Source organism: Pseudomonas sp. S06B 330, assembly GCF_002845275.2.
Classification (GTDB): Bacteria; Pseudomonadota; Gammaproteobacteria; order Pseudomonadales; family Pseudomonadaceae; genus Aquipseudomonas.
The window spans coordinates 5287458-5304486 of record NZ_CP088149.1; the positions used below are offsets into that span (position 1 = coordinate 5287458).

The 17029-nt window shown below is 58.8% G+C and carries 14 protein-coding genes and 1 pseudogene; 6 read left to right on the forward strand and 9 right to left on the reverse strand.

Features of this window, described 5'->3' with window-relative positions; all coding sequences use genetic code 11:
* Positions 1 to 3 precede the first annotated feature (3 nt).
* Genes CX511_RS23855 through CX511_RS23865 form a run of 3 tightly spaced genes read left to right on the forward strand, consistent with a single transcriptional unit; the run spans position 4 to position 2992 of the window.
* Complete coding sequence (locus CX511_RS23855; RefSeq protein WP_101293796.1) at positions 4 to 1179, forward strand: NAD(P)/FAD-dependent oxidoreductase; 1176 nt, start codon at positions 4 to 6, stop codon at positions 1177 to 1179.
* On the forward strand, positions 1176 to 1985 hold the full coding sequence (locus tag CX511_RS23860) for an aldo/keto reductase (RefSeq protein ID WP_101293795.1): 810 nt from the start codon (positions 1176 to 1178) through the stop codon (positions 1983 to 1985). Before CX511_RS23855 ends, CX511_RS23860 begins: the two co-directional genes overlap by 4 nt.
* 47 nt (positions 1986 to 2032) lie before the next feature.
* Entirely contained in the window at positions 2033 to 2992 is a 960-nt protein-coding gene (locus tag CX511_RS23865) for a hypothetical protein (protein WP_045182086.1), read from the forward strand.
* Between the two features lie 119 nt (positions 2993 to 3111).
* On the opposite strand, the gene hldE is transcribed toward CX511_RS23865, so the two are convergent.
* Both hldE and msbA read right to left on the reverse strand, forming a co-directional pair.
* Positions 3112 to 4533, reverse strand: coding sequence for a bifunctional D-glycero-beta-D-manno-heptose-7-phosphate kinase/D-glycero-beta-D-manno-heptose 1-phosphate adenylyltransferase HldE (hldE, locus tag CX511_RS23870; RefSeq protein WP_045182084.1), 1422 nt, complete (start codon positions 4531 to 4533; stop codon positions 3112 to 3114).
* A 129-nt stretch (positions 4534 to 4662) separates the two neighbouring features.
* Positions 4663 to 6477: a lipid A export permease/ATP-binding protein MsbA gene (gene msbA, locus CX511_RS23875; RefSeq protein ID WP_101293794.1), complete on the reverse strand. Its 1815-nt coding sequence runs from the start codon at positions 6475 to 6477 to the stop codon at positions 4663 to 4665.
* A gap of 205 nt (positions 6478 to 6682) precedes the next feature.
* On the opposite strand from msbA, the gene CX511_RS23880 reads away from it, so the two are divergent.
* Positions 6683 to 7285 (forward strand): BUD32 family EKC/KEOPS complex subunit, encoded by a 603-nt coding sequence (locus tag CX511_RS23880; protein WP_101293793.1) that lies wholly within the window; start codon positions 6683 to 6685, stop codon positions 7283 to 7285.
* Between the two features lie 5 nt (positions 7286 to 7290).
* Here the strand turns inward: CX511_RS23880 and CX511_RS23885 are convergent, their stop codons facing one another.
* The 7 genes from CX511_RS23885 to CX511_RS23915 form a co-directional block, all read right to left on the reverse strand.
* Positions 7291 to 8385, reverse strand: a complete 1095-nt coding sequence (locus tag CX511_RS23885; RefSeq protein ID WP_101293792.1) for a glycosyltransferase — start codon at positions 8383 to 8385, stop codon at positions 7291 to 7293.
* Positions 8386 to 8433: 48 nt separating this feature from the next.
* Positions 8434 to 9207, reverse strand: a complete 774-nt coding sequence (locus CX511_RS23890) for a glycosyltransferase family 2 protein (RefSeq protein WP_101293791.1) — start codon at positions 9205 to 9207, stop codon at positions 8434 to 8436.
* A 66-nt stretch (positions 9208 to 9273) separates the two neighbouring features.
* Positions 9274 to 10230, reverse strand: coding sequence for a glycosyltransferase family protein (locus CX511_RS23895; protein ID WP_045182074.1), 957 nt, complete (start codon positions 10228 to 10230; stop codon positions 9274 to 9276).
* A gap of 48 nt (positions 10231 to 10278) precedes the next feature.
* Positions 10279 to 11679, reverse strand: a complete 1401-nt coding sequence (locus CX511_RS23900; protein WP_101293790.1) for a PIG-L deacetylase family protein — start codon at positions 11677 to 11679, stop codon at positions 10279 to 10281.
* Positions 11676 to 12572 (reverse strand): antimicrobial resistance protein Mig-14, encoded by an 897-nt coding sequence (locus CX511_RS23905; RefSeq protein ID WP_101293789.1) that lies wholly within the window; start codon positions 12570 to 12572, stop codon positions 11676 to 11678. The genes CX511_RS23900 and CX511_RS23905 overlap by 4 nt, the downstream gene beginning before the upstream one ends.
* Complete coding sequence (locus CX511_RS23910) at positions 12572 to 13702, reverse strand: glycosyltransferase (protein ID WP_045182068.1); 1131 nt, start codon at positions 13700 to 13702, stop codon at positions 12572 to 12574. The genes CX511_RS23905 and CX511_RS23910 overlap by 1 nt, the downstream gene beginning before the upstream one ends.
* Positions 13686 to 15443, reverse strand: a complete 1758-nt coding sequence (locus CX511_RS23915; RefSeq protein WP_045182065.1) for a carbamoyltransferase family protein — start codon at positions 15441 to 15443, stop codon at positions 13686 to 13688. The genes CX511_RS23910 and CX511_RS23915 overlap by 17 nt, the downstream gene beginning before the upstream one ends.
* Positions 15444 to 15746: 303 nt before the next feature.
* Between CX511_RS23915 and CX511_RS23920 the strand changes: the two are divergent.
* Positions 15747 to 16568 (forward strand): annotated as a pseudogene (locus tag CX511_RS23920) (lipid II-degrading bacteriocin).
* A gap of 31 nt (positions 16569 to 16599) precedes the next feature.
* Complete coding sequence (locus CX511_RS23925) at positions 16600 to 17028, forward strand: hypothetical protein (protein WP_045182059.1); 429 nt, start codon at positions 16600 to 16602, stop codon at positions 17026 to 17028.
* The last annotated feature ends 1 nt before the right edge of the window (position 17029 follow it).

The window sequence follows — 17029 nt, forward strand, 5'->3', positions numbered from 1 at the left end:
TGCATGCCATCCGTTATTTCCACCGACGTATTGATCGTCGGCGCAGGGGTCGCAGGCCTCTGGCTCAATGCTCGCCTGCGTCGTCTGGGTTATTCGACGGTCGTGGTGGAACGCGCCAGTCTCGGTGGCGAGCAGACCCTCAAATCTCAGGGGATCATTCACGGCGGTGCCAAGTATGCCCTGCATGGCGCGCTGACTGGCGCGTCTGAAGCCATTGCCGACATGCCGCGGCGCTGGAGCGAGGCCCTGGCCGGCAACGGCGAGCTGGACCTCAGTGGTGTGCGCCTGCTATCCGACGCTCATTACCTGTGGTCGCCCGGCACTATTGCCGGCAACCTGACCAGTTTCTTCGCCAGCAAGGCCGTGCGTGGTCGCGTTGACCAGGTCAAAGGCGACCAATTGCCGCCGGCGCTGCAAGACCGTGCCTTCAAAGGCAAAGTCTATCGCCTGGCGGAGCTGGTCGTCGATGTCCCCAGCCTGCTGGCCCGACTCGCCGACCTGGCCGGTGACAGCCTGCTGGCTGGCGAGCAAATCGAACCCCTGCAGGATGCGGGCGAACTGCTCGGCCTGCGCGTCGATGGCCGCGAAATTCGTGCCCAGCGTATCGTACTCAGCGCAGGTGCGGGCAATGCTGCGCTACTTGAGATGATCGGCCTGAGCCAGCCCGCCATGCAACGTCGCCCATTGCATATGGTCATTGCCAAAGGCGCCAGCCTCAAACCGCTGTATGCCCATTGCCTGGGCGGAGGCCCCAAACCGCGCATCACGGTAACCAGTCACCCTGCAGCCGACGGCCAGTGGGTCTGGTACATGGGCGGTGATCTTGCCGAAGCCGACGGTGTGGCCCGCGAACCAGAAGCTCAAATTGCGGCCGCCAAGAAGGAAGTCGCCAGCCTGCTGCCGTGGATCGACCTGAGCCAGGTACGCTGGGCCACTGTACGCATTGATCGCGCTGAGCCCGCGCAGTCGGGGCTGGTGCGCCCGGACAACGCCTTCCTCGCCGAACAGAACCGCCTGCTGGTTGGCTGGCCGACCAAACTTGCGCTGGCGCCGGACTTTGCTGACCGGGTCCTGGCCAACCTCGAACGTGATGGCATCAAGCCCCGCGCGCACACTGCCCTACCCGATCTGCCCAAGCCATCGCTGGCTGTGCCGGTTTGGGAGCAATTGCTGCCATGAGCCTGCCTACCCTTCACGATCTGCACCGCCCTTTGGGCAGTACCGGCCTGCGCGTTTCTCCGCTGGGGTTGGGCACCGTCAAACTGGGCCGAGATCAAGGGGTCAAATACCCCAATGGCTTCACCATACCCGACGACGAGCAGGCCCGCCTGCTGCTGGCCCAGGCACGTGATCTGGGCATCAACCTGATCGATACCGCACCGGCCTATGGCCGCAGTGAAGAGCGCCTCGGCCCGCTGCTGCGCGGCCAGCGTGAGCAGTGGGTAATCGTCAGCAAGGTGGGTGAAGAGTTCAACGACGGTCACTCGCACTTCGACTTCAGCGCCGCGCACACGCGGTTCTCCATCGAACGCAGCCTCAAGCGCCTGGAAACCGACCACATCGACCTGGTGCTGGTCCATTCCGACGGCAACGACCTGCACATCCTCGAACACGAAGAGGTTTACCAGACACTCGAAGCCTTGAAGCAGGAAGGCAAGATCGGCGGTTTCGGCTTGTCCGGCAAAACCGCAGCGGGTGGTTTGAAGGCACTAGAGCGCGGCGATTGTGCGATGGTCACCTACAATCTGAACGAACAGAACGAACGCGTGGTGCTCGACTATGCCGCCGAGCATGGTAAAGCCATTCTGGTAAAAAAGGCCTTGGCCAGCGGCCATGTGTGCCTGAGCCCGGGTGTCGACCCGGTGCGTGCCAGCTTCGATCTACTGTTTGCCCACCCTGGCGTGAGCAGTGCCATCGTCGGCACTATCAACCCTGTACACCTGGCCCATAACGTCGCTACTGTTGCCGCCATACTCAGGAGCTGACGCCAGCGCCGCCGTCGCGGCCGACCCCAACGCAAGAAGGAGCCGACATGCCGCGAACGCTGATCCGCAAGAACCCGAGCAACTTCAAGACCCTGCCCCTGCATGTCGAAGCCAGCCCCGAGGGGCTGTGCTATCAAAGCATCGGCAAGCCTCAGAATTTCGTTCAGACCCAGCAGCGGCGCAAGCAGATTCAGCTGCAGGACAGTCAACGTTTCGCTGTTGAACTGGCCAATCTCGGCGTGTCGGTGCGACTGACACTGCATTGGCAAAACCGCGATTACTGGGTACTGGTGCGCCAGCAGCGGCAGGATCGCGGTGATGTGGTGCTCAAGCTTATCTCCGGCTATGTCCCTGCTCAGGAGCTGAACCTGCCACTGCACACGGCCATCCAGGAAGTCGCTGAAGAGTGCCTGCTGGAAACCCCGGAGGGCTGGCTTGGCGGGCGTTTCAACGACACCTGGCTGCCGGCCCCGTATGCTGACGCCCTGCATTACCGTGAGGCACTGCCTTTCATCCTCACGCCACAATCCGGCGCCGCACGCCCTGTGCGCTGCGCCAACCTGCAACTACTGGAGCGGCCGCGGGCCTACGTGCACTTGCCAACCGCCTCGTTGCAACTGATCTACGACTTGCGCCTGCAGGTGCCGCGCGAAGCAAAATCGCTGAGCTTGTTTCATGTCGATGAGCGGCTTGAAGGTGACCAACTGGTGGCCAGGCTCAATCGCAGCCGTCCTGACCTGTACCTGATGCCGCTGGAGGATGGTCATCCCCGTGCCGAACTGTACACACTGAAGAAAGACCGTTTACTGCCGGCAAGCACCCGGGGGCTGTACCTGGCAGAAAGCTTCGCCCGGCAGGAAGGCTGGCTGGTCAGGGATGAGCGGATTCGCTGGAAGGATTGGGTCAGCCAACAAGGGCTGGTGACGCCGAAACCCGACACCGGACTGCAACGGTTGACAGGCAAAGCGCGGGAGCTGCTGCAGATGGCGCGCGGGCTACACAAGTGACACGCTATTGATTCGTAGCCGCTGCCGCCAGGCTGCGATCGGCCGTGAAACGGCCGCCAAACAGAATGACGACTGCTTCGCAGCCGATCGCAGCCTGGCGGCAGCGGCTACAGGCTTTATCAGTGCTTGCGGATTTTTTCGACAATGGCCGTGGTCGAGCTGTTCTCAACCAGCCCCAGCACTTTCACCGTGCCGCCGTAGGCCTTGACGATGTCCGCGCCGACCACCTGGTCGATGCCATAATCCCCACCCTTGACCAGCACATCCGGTTTGACCTCGCTCAGAAGGTTTTCCGGCGTGCCCTCAGGGAAGCTGATGACCCAGTCCACCGCGCCCAGGCCTGCGAGCACGGCCATACGCCGGTCAACGCTGTTGATCGGTCGACCCGGCCCTTTCAGGCGACTGACCGACGCATCGTCATTGACTGCAACAATCAGTCGATCGCCTTGAGCACGTGCCTGCTCCAGATAGGTCACATGACCGGCATGGAGAATGTCGAAGCAGCCATTGGTGAACACAATCTTCTCGTTGTGCGCACGGGCATCGTCGATAGCCAGCAACAACTGATCGAGGCTCAGCACCCCGCGCTCAGAGCCCTCTTCGCGCTGGATGGCCCGGCGCAGTTCGGGTGCGCTGATAGCAGCGGTACCAAGCTTGCCGACCACGATGCCAGCTGCCAGGTTGGCCAGGCCCACGGCATGGGGCAGCTCTTCACCGGCGGCGATAGCAGCGGCCAGCGTCGAAATTACCGTATCGCCGGCACCGGTGACGTCAAACACTTCGCGGGCACGGGCTGGCAAGTGCAGGGCCGGATGGTCCGGGCGCAGCAGGGTCATGCCGTGCTCGCCACGCGTAACCAGCAGGGCACCCAGCTCAAGCTCATTCATCAGTTGGGCACCCTTGGCCACCAGCTCAGCCTCATCGGCGCAGCGCCCAACGATGGTTTCAAACTCGCTGAGGTTCGGGGTGATCAGGCTGGCACCACGGTAGATCGAGAAATCCTTGCCCTTGGGATCGGCCAACACCGGAATCCCTTTGGCCCGCGCCGCCTGGATCAGGCTCTGATGGTTCTTCAGTGCACCCTTGCCGTAATCCGACAACACCAAGACCTTGACCCCGTCGAGCAGGGTTTCGACTTCAGCACCCAGCGACAGTGGATCGGTGGCGAAAGGTTCTTCGAAATCGATACGCAGCAGTTGCTGATGACGGCTCATGACCCGCAATTTGACAATGGTCGGCTGGTGCGCGATGCGCTGGAAGATCGAGCGTACACCCGCCGCTTGCAGGCTGTTGGCCAGGCTGTCAGCGGCTTCGTCCTGGCCGGTAACACCAACCAGTGAAGCAGGAGCACCCAGGGCGGCAATGTTCAAGGCAACGTTGGCCGCACCACCAGGACGGTCCTCGATCTGTTCGACCTTGACCACCGGCACCGGTGCTTCAGGCGAGATCCGTGAGGTACCGCCATGCCAGTAGCGGTCGAGCATGACATCGCCCACCACCAGTACCGGGGCTTGATCGAAACGCGGCATGGACAACTTCATGGGCAACCCATATATACAAAATTAACAGGGGCGGATATTAGCACAGGCAAGGCAAACGCTTGATTACCGCCGTATCGACAAGCTATTGCAGGACGTGGCCGGAGCCCAGGGCGGGCTCCGGCGACAGGCTCAGGTGATATCGGCCTTGGCCGGTTCGTCCAGGCCCATGGCATGGAGCCTGGCGTAGTAGCCGTTGGCAGCCAGCAGCTCAGTATGGGTGCCGCGTTCGACCAGCTTGCCCTGATCCATGACCAGGATCATGTCAGCCTTCTCGATGGTCGACAGGCGGTGGGCGATGACCAACGTGGTACGGCCTTTCATCACATGATCCAGCGCTGCCTGGATATGCCGCTCGGACTCGGTATCCAAGGCCGAAGTTGCTTCATCGAGAATCAGCAGCGGAGCGTTCTTGAGCAAGGCCCGGGCAATAGCCAGGCGTTGGCGTTGGCCGCCGGACAACAACACACCGTTCTCACCCACCTGGGTATCGAAACCCTTGGGTAGCTGATCGACAAACTCCTTGGCATAGGCATCAGCAGCTGCCGCCTCGATATCCGCACGTGGCGCGCCAGCCAGATCACCATAAGCGATGTTATTGGCCACGGTATCGTTGAACAGGGTGACATGCTGGGTCACCTGAGCCACATGGCGGCGCAGGTTGCGCAAACGATAGTCCTCGATCTCTACGCCATCGAGGAGGATCTGCCCCTGATCATGGTGATAGAACCGCGGAATCAGCGCAGCCAGGGTTGACTTGCCACTGCCCGAACGCCCCACCAGGGCGATCATCTGTCCCGGTTCAGCAGTGAAGGAAATGTCAGTCAGAACCTGACGCTCAGTGTCCGGATACGTGAAGTTCAAGTTGCGCACTTCGAGGCGCCCCTCTACCCGCTCCAGTTCTACCGTACCGTTATCGACTTCTGGCGCTTCATCCAACTGCTCGAAAATGCTTTCGGCACCGGCCAAACCCTTCTGGATCGTTGAGCTGACTTCCGACAGTTGACGGATTGGCTTGGGCAGCAGGCCTGCGGCAGTGATATAGGCAACCAGATCACCTGCCGTGGAATCCCCACGCAGGAACAGTACCAGGAACATCAGCGTGGCCATCGCAGAATAGATCACCAGCTGCAGCATCGGCGTGTACACCGCGCCGGTCTTGGTCATGCGCAGTTGCTTGTCGGTGTTGCTCTGGCTTGCATTGGCAAAACGCTGTTGCTCGTAGCTCTCACCGCCAAAGCTGCGGACCACGCGGTAGCCCTGAATGGTTTCCGAGGCCACGTGGGTGACATCGCCCATGGCCACCTGGATCTTCTTGCTCTGCTTGCGGAATTTCTTGCTGGTGGTACTGACCATCATGGCGATGACCGGCAAGATAGCCAGCATCACCAGGGTCAGTTTCCAGTTCATCCACAGTAGGTAGGCGAACAGGAAGACCACCGTCAGGCCTTCACGGATCACCACCTTGATAGCATCGGTGGCAGCACCGGTGACCATGGTCACGTTGAAGGTGATACGCGAAATCAGGTGACCGGAGTTGTGGTTGTCAAAGTAGCGGTTCGGCAGCACCAGCAGCTTGTTGAACAACTCGACACGCAGGTCATGGACCAGCCCGAGCGAAACCTTGGCCAGAAAATAGTTACCCAGGAACGACCCCAGGCCTTGCCAGGCGGCGATCAGTACGATCAGCAACGGCACAGCCTGCAGGAGCTGCAAATCTTTCAGGTACGGAACATTAGGGAACAACACTGCCTGAGGGTTGCTCAAGCCATCGACGAAATACTTGAGAATCCCGGCCAACATTGGCTGGGTGGAGGCGAAGATGATGAAACCGAGGATACTCAGCATAAAAATGCCGATATAGGGTTTCACATAGCTCAGCAGCCGGAAGTAGATTTTCAGGCTGGAGCTGCTCTGCTGCTCCGCCTTTAGCGGTGTTTCGGCCATCGTCGAGCTCGCTGTTCAGATTGAACCGGAAATTTTATCACAGCCCGGGCGACGAGCACGCCCCCAGGCCACCAACAGAACCAACCCGGGGACCTCCCGAGTTCAGCCCACTCTCATCGCATCAACAACACCGGCATGGTGCATCAGCAAATTTTTCGGCATTATTACCGGTCCTTTTGCTCGCCCGTTGGCAAGGCCTCTATCCATGCAATGTTCCCGGCTACACCAGGTCGACCTCAACCAGCTCATCCTTGGCGCCAAAGTGCTGGAGGCTGATAGCTATGGCGCCAAAGTGTACCTGCTCAATGACGGCAATATCCTTAAACTCTTCAGGCGCAAGCGGTTAATTTCATCTGCCTTGCTGCGCCCGTATTCCCAACGCTTCATCGACAATGCGAAGCAGCTGAAGGAAAAAGGGATACCTACGCTTAAGGTGTTGAAGTACTACAAGCTGGATGCTCCGGGAATGACGGCAGTATTGTATCAACCACTGCCAGGAGAAACCCTCAGCCAATTGTCCCGCAAAACTGGCTTCAGCTGGCAGGAGCGCCTACCAGAGCTGGTGGCGCTGGTACGCAGGTTACACAAGGCGGGCATTTACTTTCGCTCGCTGCACCTGGGCAACATCGTCGTGACACCGGACCAGGAACTGGGTCTGATTGATGTTGCCGACATGCGTTTTATGCGGGCACCACTCTCTAAGCGCATGGTCAGGCGAAACGTGCAACATTTCGCCCGCTACATCGCCCGGGAGCGTCTAGAAGATCAATTCCCGCTCGCTGAGCTGGAAAGCCGCTTGCTGGGCTGAGCCCCTCAAGGCTTACCCAGCAACCTCCCGGAGAGTTGACTGAAACGCTGCCAGGCCTGTTCAGGGGCCAAGGCCTGATACTGCGCCTTGGCCACTTGCTTACCATCTCGCGACACACAGTCGGCAATTGCCTCTCCCCAGGCAGCCACATCACCAACGGCAATATAGCCGCCAGTATCACCTAGTTGCTCACGAAACACCGACAGGTCGCTGCACAGCACCGGCACATCGGCCATTACTGCCTCCTGCAGAACTAATCCCAGACCTTCAGACCGGGAAGGAATCAGCACCCAGTCAAATGCCCGATAGAGGCTGGACAGCTCACGACAGTGACCGTGAAGCGTCACGACCGCTTCCAATCCCAGCGCCCTGATGCGTGATTCGAGCACCGGCCGCTCGTTGCCTTCGCCGAGAATAACCAGGTGAATATCGGGTTGACGTTGGCGGGCCAAGGCAAATGCATCTATCAGATGATCGAAGCCCTTGCTGTCGACCAGGCGTCCGACGGCGCCAAAAACCGGCACACCTTGTAACGGTAATCCCAGGGACTGCCGGGCTGCCGTTCGCTCCAGCAACGCCTGGCGAAAGCTTTCTGGCTCAAGCGCCGAGCGCAACACCTGCACCGGTACGCCAAGGTCCCGCTGCAAGTCGTCGGCCAAGGTTTGTGAGACGGCGACGAGCGTGACTTGTGGCGTCTGAAAACTGCGCAACAACGCAATGTCCCCACGATGCAGGCGCGTCTTGCCATGAAAGACAATGGTCGCCCGCACCTGCGGAAGCTGGCGCAACACCGGCAAAACCAGGCGCGACACCCCCAGACCGTCAAGCAACACCACTTGAGTCCCGGCCTGCTTCAATGCATTACGAAAACGGCTGCGCATCCACGGATGCAGCAGTTTCCAGACATGCCTGCCCTTGAGAAGACGCTGAGACAACTGCCACTCGCGGGTCGAACCGTCATTGCAACAAGAACCATGCCCCTGCAACAGCCAACTGGTGACTGAAGCATTCGGCGCTGCGCGAGAAAGTATCTGCTGATGCACCTTGTGCACCGAAACATACGGGGCGCCGCCCGCCCACATGATATTGACGATATTCACGGGGCGTTACCCCCTCTTTCGGAGCGGATTATCAGCAAACAGACCAAGTCAATGTGCAAAGAAGCCCACTCCTGCGCCCAGGACCACCCCCGCCACCAACACCACAATCAGCTTGATACGATCACGTTTCCGGCGTCGCTTTTTGCGCCGGCGCTCCTCGGGCAGCCCCACATGTGCCCCGAAGCCTGTGTGCAGCACTGCGTCACCTTCAAGACTGACAGCAGTGAGATTCAACTCGGCGTAGCGTTTTGACAGCGCCTTTTCTCCAGCATAGGCGGCAAATGGCGCACAGCGCTGATAATCGCTAAGCCGGCGCAAGCCCGGGTTCAACGAAAAGCTCTGCCACTCTGGCTTGTCCGAAAGCAACGGGTAGCAGGGGACGCCGGCAATAACCTGACGCTTACCCAAATGGATATACGGGCTGTGTATCTTCAGGTCGTGGGCGTAGCTACGCAGCCAGACCTGAAGCAGCTGTGGGCTGACCTCGAGAATGTTCCAGGAGTCTTCGATAAAGCCCGGCCGATAGAATTCCCAGTCATCCTCGCAGTGAAAGATGTAAGGCGTTTTTACCTGACTATAGGCAAGGTCAATCGACGCCAACTGGCCCAACTTGGGACGATTGACGAATACCTTGCAGTGAGGCTTCCAATGCTCCGGGACCGCCTGGTGGACAGCATCATCCCCCGAGTCCTCAGTAATGAACACTTCACGAATCGGTGCAGTATTGAAACGATCGAAACTCTCGAGTGTAAGCTTGAGCAGGTCGAAGCGCCCGCAACTGGTAACCACCAAGGTTACTTCACTGTCATCACTGAATCGCACCGAATTCCCTCCCCATCTTCTGTATTCGATTGTTCGAGACCACTTCCCCTGACGCGGACAGCCGGCTCATATGCCCAGTCTCAAACGCAAGCGCTGCCAGCCGGTCAAGGCAGGACGGGAACGCAGAGGTGGCTGCATTTTTTCAACGATGCTACGACCCACTTGGGCGAAGCTAAACTGCGAGACAGCAAGGTCACGACCGTTGCTGCCAATGCGCTCAACCAGCGCCGGATCGGCACGCAACACCTTAAGCTTCTCTTGCAATTGGGCAATGCTGTCATACAGCACCACGTTGTGCATGTCTTGTAACCCCAGAGCGCGGTTCTCGGCCTCACCCTGGTCATACGCCAGCAACACGCAGCCACAGGCCATCGCCTCAAAATTCTTGATCATGTACTCGCCCATGCCGACATCGGCACTGACGAAGAAGCGAATGCGGTTGAGCGTGTCACAGTATTCTTCACCGGACTTGGTCCGGGTCACCAACAAGTTCTCGACCTGAGCGAGCTCATCGAGCAATGCCTTGCGCCCACTGTAGGCAACGCTGTTGGTACTGCCGACAAAGGCCAGATCAATGTCCCGCTCGCGCCCTTGATCGGTGAGCAGTTGCTGGTCGTAGCCCTTGGGCACGAACTCAGCGTCAAAGCCCTCTTGACGCAGGCGCTCGCTGACCATGTAGCCAGAACTGATTACCCGGGCCCAAGGCAACTGACGGTAGTGGGCGCTGAACTTGCCGGTGTACTTGCACGGGATGTAATTCTGGTAGGCATCATGTTCGAGGATAACCAGATTGGGCACCGTGCGGATGAAGCCGACCTGACGGATTTCCTGCTTGAAACGCAGGAAAAACACGATTCGATCGTATTTTTCGACATCGACTTCACGACGAAAATAGCTGCGCAAGTTGCGCTGATCTGCGCTGCTGAGCCAGCGCAGATCGCACTCACAATGGGCTGCGACACCGTCGTAGAGACGGTCCAGAATGGCCCGTTGCTCCTTCTGCACCAGAAATAGAACTTTCATTGTCTTCCTTGCGGCGCTTACCCGCCCGCTTACAGTCATGCGCCAGAATCAGAGATCACGGCGCCAGAACAATTCATGTCGACGCACGGCCTTACGGAAAAACTCGTTCTCGCCATAAGGCGACGCCCGCCGACCTGCGAGCCAGCGTTGTAACACGCGCCGAACACGACGCTTAAAGGGCGCCGGCGGCTGCAGGTCATGCATCATGCCCAGGGCCATGGCCTTGTCGCGCTGAGTCGTCAGATCCAGCGTCAGGCTGTAGGGCGCCCAAGCTTGCTGCGCCTCCAGTTGTGGTGGCAAGGCAACACCCGCCCCACTGTCACCCATCGGCCAGCGGTCGTTGTCATGCAGGTGATTGGCATAACCCAGCAACGTTTGCGGCTGCCACTCCAGCCCCAGCAAGGCTTCGAGCACAGCAGCCTGGGCGCAGATATGGTCAGGGTGTGGATCAAGGCTAGGATGAGGCATCACCAGCACCTCGGGGCGCGCCTTGAGCAACAATTCGCGCAGGTCGGCCAGTAAGTTATTCCAGGTCGGTGCACCATCCTGATCACCCGGCAATGTCAGCGCATTGAACTGCCTGAACAGCCGGGTATCCGCGAGTTCCGCCTCTCGCGAGGCTATTGGCTGATCCGGCGCGGCCTGCATCGTCGGCAACTGCAGACAGAAATAGCCAAGCTGGACACACTGCGACTCAGGAACCCCTGCCCAACGTGGTACGGCAATACTGTCCCAGGCCCGTAGCCGCCCCTTCAAACGCGCGGCCTCAGCCTTGGTCATGCCCATTTGCTGATAGTGCTCGGCCTCGATTTCACCAGCAGTCAGGGTCACGATCCAGGTTTCCTGGGCCTGACTGTAGAGGCCAAAAGCAGCAAGCTCGGCATCGTCGGCGTGCGGAGCAATGACCATCATCCGCTTTTGACGCAAATCGCTGCCTGGAACAACCCACAGTTGCCCCTCAGCCGCCAGACGGCAATAACGTCCGCGCAAGCGCAACTGCCCTGCAGCGAGCAATTCGCCCAGTCCCGTCAGATTAAGGTAACGCAGGCCCGCGACTCCGCGCTCGAAGGTCTGGCAATCATCGCCACTCAACAGCACCGCAGGGTCAAGGAATCGCCCCAACCAGCGGCTTTTCAAGCCAAGGGCCAAGACTAGAGTTTCACCACCAGCAAGCTGCAGGGGCGATTGCACCTGCACCATGCCATCAACCAGCTTGATCCGGTACGCCACGCATTGCGCGGGAAACTGATACTGGTAGTCCTCAGCAGGCGAATAGAACAGGTGATCGGCAAACCAGGCTTCATGGGCGACCCATAGCAGCGGTAGCAGCAACAGCGGCAACCACCACTGGACGAAAATCCCCAGCCCCAGCAACACGACCAGCGCAACCAGCAGCCCCAGCCGCTTGTTGCGCCGGTGCTGCTTGAGCAACTGCTGCTTGCGGCTCACACCTGATACACCGGCACGGGGTTGCACCAGCGATCCTTGTACTCGCGATCAGCGCGACCAAAGGAGAAGCGCAACGGCTTGTTACGCGCCCGGGCATCTTCCCAGGCCGCCTGGGTATTGAGGAAACTCAATACGCTGCCAGGGCTGAAGGCCTTGGTTTGCGGGTCGACGCCACCGTTGATGTACTCGACGCTGATCCACTCGGGTGCTTCCACCCGGTAGACCAACTGGATAGCAATAGGGGCATCGTCGAGAAACAACACCGAGCCGATCAATAGCTCGCGCAGTCGCTCGATGACTTCAGCCATGCGTTCGGCGCCAGTTGCCGGGAATTCCCAGCGACGCTGGAACAAATCGCAATAGATTGCCGCCAGTTCACCACTGGAAAAATCAGCAATCGGGCGCACCTGACCACCCGCCTCTTCAAGCAGACGCAACTCGCGGCGCTGGTTGTAGCGAAACTTCTTCGACAGGTCTTCAGGCGTTCTCGCCATCGCCAGTGATTCGGTCTGTGGCTTGAGGTTGGCAAAACGGCCTTGATTGAGCTCGGACAAGTAACGCCCGGCATGGCGCAAGGGCGCCTGGGCATCGGCAGCCGCTGGCAGAATCAGCTCGGCGTTACCCAGGTCATACAAGCCCTTCTTGCCTTGGCGCTTGAGCACATCCTTGGACAGCGCCAGATAACGACCCCAGGTAGGAATCGCCGCCTTGAGCTCGCCCTTGTGCTCCCAGCCCAGGTAGCGCACGGGAATCTGCGCCAGCTCCGCCAGTTGTTCGATGACCAGCGGATGAGTGGCCACACTACCGCCAAAGCATTGCCAGGCCTGCGCATAGGTGGGCGCATCGATCACGCTCCAGCCGCGCTCGCGCCAGCTTTGAATATGATTGAGCATCAAGCCTCCGCCGTCAGCGCGCGTACCGGCGCCAGCTGCCAGAAGGTGCTGCGCACAGCATCATCTGAGAAGCGCTGGTGCAGACGCGCAAGCATGCGCTCGGCGCATTCCTGGCGTTGTCCTTGATCAAGCACGGCTAGATGCTGCAGGCCTTGAGCCAGGCGCCCGGCATCAGCCAGCGGGAACAAGATACCGACACCTTCGACCACTTCCACGGCGCCGCCACACGCGGTGGCCAGCACCGGAACACCTGCGACCATTGCCTCAAGCAAGACCATGCCGAACGGCTCATGATCAGAACTCAGAGCAAAGGCGTCGAAAGCCTTGAAATAACGTCGTGCATCGGCCACTTGCCCGAGAAAGTCCACCTGCCCAGCAACCCCCAGTTCGGCTGCCAGGGTCTTCAATGACGACTCCAGTCGCCCCTGGCCGAGAATGGCCAGGCGCGCACCGGCTGGCAAGCCTGGCAAAGCCTGGGCAAACCCGCGCAACAGCGTAGCCTGGTCCTTGTCCGGGTGTAGGCGACCGACGTTGCCGACAATCCAGGCCTGCGGGTCCAACCCCAACGCTTGGCGCGCATCGGCGGCAGGCACCAACGCCGCTTGCAACGCGTCAATATCGATGCGGTTGTACAGGGTCTGGATGCGTTCGGCCGGCCATTTGGGCAGGCATTTGCGCATATCGTCACGCACCGCGTCGGAGACGCCGAGCAGACTCAGGCGCTGCCGGAAGAGGTTGGCAAACAGCTGACGACTGCCGCGCTGATAGTCACCAAAGGCATGATGCACGCCGATTACCGGCAGGCGGCTGCCGAGCAAGGCGATGTAGATCGGCTTGAAACGGTGAGCAATACAGAAGCTGAAATTGCGCGTGGCGACGATTCGACGCAATGCGCGAATCGCCCCCAGCTTAAGGCCACGGATGGCCTTGGAGCTGAATTCCAGGAAAATCACTTCGTCGGACGCACAACCGGCCGCCACCTGAGGATCGGCTGCGCCAGTCAAGAACACCGTGGTGACCTTGTAGCCGCTGCCGTTGAACAGGCTGGCGTATTGCCGTGCGCAGTCCAGGAACGGCCCGTCATAGCCGTGGCAGAACTGCAGGACGCGTTGTTCAGCCTTGGACGTCATAAGTGTCCGCACCGTCCTTGACTACCAAAATGTCTTCCATGATCAGGTATTGCAAATCCGAGCCGAAGAACATGTTCAGGGCATCGGTCGGCGAGCAGATCATCGGCTCACCACGACGGTTGAGCGAGGTGTTCAGCGACACGCCGTTGCCCGTCAGGTCTTCCAGCGCCTTCATCATGTCGTAGTAGCGCGGGTTGTACTCACGCTTGAGCACCTGGGCTCGCGAGGTACCGTCTTCGTGGACGACTTCCGGCACACGGGTCTTCCACTCTTCAGCCACTTCGAAGGTGAAGGTCATGAACGGCGCCGGGTGATCGATCTTGATCATTTGTGGCGCGACGGTGTCGAGCATCGACGGGCAGAAAGGCCTCCAGCGCTCGCGGAACTTGATCTGATGGTTGATGCGGTCGGCAACGCCAGCCACGCTTGGGCAACCAATGATCGAGCGGCCGCCCAGCGCACGTGGACCGAACTCCATGCGCCCCTGGAACCAGGCCACAGGGTTGCCGTCGACCATGATCTTGGCGATCTGCTCGGGCATGTTCTCCAGCTTGCGCCATTTCGGCTGGCTCGGGTGACGAGCACAGGCGGCAATCACGTCTTCATTGGAGTACGCAGGGCCGAGGTAGACGTGTTCCATCTTCTCGACCGGCACACCACGGGCGTGGGAGACGTAGGCTGCAGCGCCGACCGCAGTACCGGCGTCGCCGGACGCCGGCTGAACGAACAGTTCCTTGAGGTCAGGACGGGCAATGATCTTCTGGTTGAGTTTGACGTTCAACGCACAACCGCCGGCGAAGGCCAGCTTGCCGGTTTCCTTGAGGATGTCGCCCAGGTAGTGGTCGATCATCTGCAGAGCAAGCTTCTCGAACAGCGCCTGCATGCTGGCGGCGTAATGGATGTACGGCTCGTCGGCGATATCGCCTTCGCGCTTGGGACCCAACCACTCGATCAGCTTCGGCGAGAAGTAGAAACCCTTGCCCTTCTCTTTGTAACGGCGCAGACCGATAACGTTGGCGTAGTCGGTATTGATGACCAGCTCACCGTTCTCGAAGCTGGCCAGACGCGAGAAGTCATACTTGCTGGCATCACCATACGGGGCCATGCCCATGACCTTGAACTCACCGTCGAGCATCTCGAAACCGAGGAATTCGGTGATAGCACCGTACAGGCCGCCAAGGGAGTCTGGATCGAAGAATTCTTTGATCTTGTGGATCTTGCCGTTTTCGCCATAGCCGAAGAAGGTCGTGGCGTACTCGCCCTTACCGTCAATGCCGAGGATCGCGGTTTTTTCCTTGAAGCCGGAGCAGTGGTAAGCACTGGAGGCGTGAGCCAGGTGGTGCTCTACCGGTTCGATCTTGACTTTCTTCGGATCGAAGCCCAATTGCTCCAGACACCAGACGATCTTCTTGCGATAGCGCTTGTAGCGACGGTTGCCCATCAGGATCGCGTCGAGGGCGCGGTCCGGGGCGTACCAGTAACGCTTGGCATAGTGCCAGCGGGCTTCACCGAAGAGGCTGATCGGGGCGAACGGAATGGCCACCACGTCAACGTCGGACGGCTTGATGCCAGCCTGTTCCAGGCAGAACTTCGCCGATTCGTAGGGCATGCGGTTCTTTGCATGTTTATCGCGCACGAAGCGCTCTTCTTCAGCGGCGGCAATCAGCTTGCCGTCGATGTACAGGGCTGCGGAAGGATCATGGCTAAGGGCGCCGGACAGGCCAAGAATCGTCAATGCCAAGGGTCTAGCCTCTTCAATCTGTAAAAATGCGCCCTGGCCCCTTGGGGCGAGCGGCAACGAAAGAGCGGGATTATAGCGCATTCACCTGCGAGGCGGCACCGGGTGGGTGGAGGGGTATCGCACGATTTATTGGGAAGTCATGCAGAGCTGCGGCAAGGCCAACAGCCGGACTGACACTACAGCGGCAACGGCATTATTAAAGAAGAGCCCTACAGCCTTGCGAGAAGTTTCCACGTATACGTAAAAGGGCGATAGGAATTAGATAGCCAATGGAACTCTGACTATCACCGCAAGGACACACTTATGCAAATCCAATTGCCACCGACCATCGTTTATCCAGATGATTATGGAACACCGTCTTCGAGTGGTGGGCAGGCCGTGCCTGGGCATCCACTTGTTATAGCCAGGATATGGAAACAGCGAGATGAAGCCTACCTATCAGGCAACTGGTGGGCGATGTTCTGCCTGGATATAAAAAGAGCTCAATACAACAGACCACCATATTCGCTAGGACTAATGTCTGTAGACCTCTTGTGCGCTCACCATGCCGACCAGCTCAAGGCGACAACACCGGGAATATCCAACAGCGCAGCCTGGCAAAAAGGACGCAGCAAGGCCACCACCTACGGGGCTGACAAGTCCAAAACCCTAACCACTGAAACCTAGCTTTCTGGCGATATTTTCACTCCGCTCAAAGCATTCGCACACTTCATCTACGGAAAAGGCGCCACCGCCACAGTACCACTTGAAAAAACCAGACTATCGCCTTCACCACAGAAAATCCCTGAACTTCAAAAAATGATCGACTCTGCTGCCATAGGAAAAACCGAAATCGACATAAGGGTAAATTACGATACCTTTCAGGACTCCTTCAATACCGGCGCATATCTAGGAAATATCACACTACGTATCATCGGAACAATTGAACGCAATAAAGAAGGAAAAGTCACTTTTTCAGGCCAAGCTAGAGCATACAATGATATTTACGATGGCAACGCCAGCACTCACCGACAAATCTGGGCTGAAACTCTCACAACCGCCCTGCGCCTTGTTGGTGAAAAGAACAAGGCGACCCACTATGAAATCGAGCTACCAGGATCGATACCCATCACCTATTCGAATTGAATTTTGCGTGAGCGATAGGCATAGAGAAGACATGAAAACATTTGTAAAAATCATCTCAGCCCCTACGATTTTTTCTATTGCATGGCTATGCTTGATCACCCTCGCTGGCAGCACCCCTCCCAACCCTGACGACCCTCAGGACACGTACGGCCTACCGATCATCCTGCTATATGCGCTACTGATTTTTTGTCTAGGGGTTGCAGCGATAGCCGTAGCCCTGATCGGAAATGTGGTCACTCTGAAATTCGCACCATCCAACAAGAAATGGGTGAGGTACTGCTTCAGCTTGATCGCGAACACTCCCTTGTTGCTATTGGCGCTTTTTTCCGCAGCCGTTACGTTTGGATGCGTAAACCCTTCAGCGCTTTCGATGCTGACGATTGCGCTATTTCTGGCGAGTGCAGCCACATCCATGGTAACAACGAAAAGATCGGCAAACCGATTCGGCCATCCGACATGAA

Coding starts and splice junctions, on each gene's coding strand:
- CX511_RS23855 (WP_101293796.1), top strand. CDS start 4: ATGCCATCCGTTATTTCCACCGACGTATTGATCGTCGGCGCAGGGGTC.
- CX511_RS23860 (WP_101293795.1), top strand. CDS start 1,176: ATGAGCCTGCCTACCCTTCACGATCTGCACCGCCCTTTGGGCAGTACC.
- CX511_RS23865 (WP_045182086.1), top strand. CDS start 2,033: ATGCCGCGAACGCTGATCCGCAAGAACCCGAGCAACTTCAAGACCCTG.
- hldE (WP_045182084.1), bottom strand. CDS start 4,533: ATGAAGTTGTCCATGCCGCGTTTCGATCAAGCCCCGGTACTGGTGGTG.
- msbA (WP_101293794.1), bottom strand. CDS start 6,477: ATGGCCGAAACACCGCTAAAGGCGGAGCAGCAGAGCAGCTCCAGCCTG.
- CX511_RS23880 (WP_101293793.1), top strand. CDS start 6,683: ATGCAATGTTCCCGGCTACACCAGGTCGACCTCAACCAGCTCATCCTT.
- CX511_RS23895 (WP_045182074.1), bottom strand. CDS start 10,230: ATGAAAGTTCTATTTCTGGTGCAGAAGGAGCAACGGGCCATTCTGGAC.
- CX511_RS23905 (WP_101293789.1), bottom strand. CDS start 12,572: ATGCTCAATCATATTCAAAGCTGGCGCGAGCGCGGCTGGAGCGTGATC.
- CX511_RS23910 (WP_045182068.1), bottom strand. CDS start 13,702: ATGACGTCCAAGGCTGAACAACGCGTCCTGCAGTTCTGCCACGGCTAT.
- CX511_RS23925 (WP_045182059.1), top strand. CDS start 16,600: ATGAAAACATTTGTAAAAATCATCTCAGCCCCTACGATTTTTTCTATT.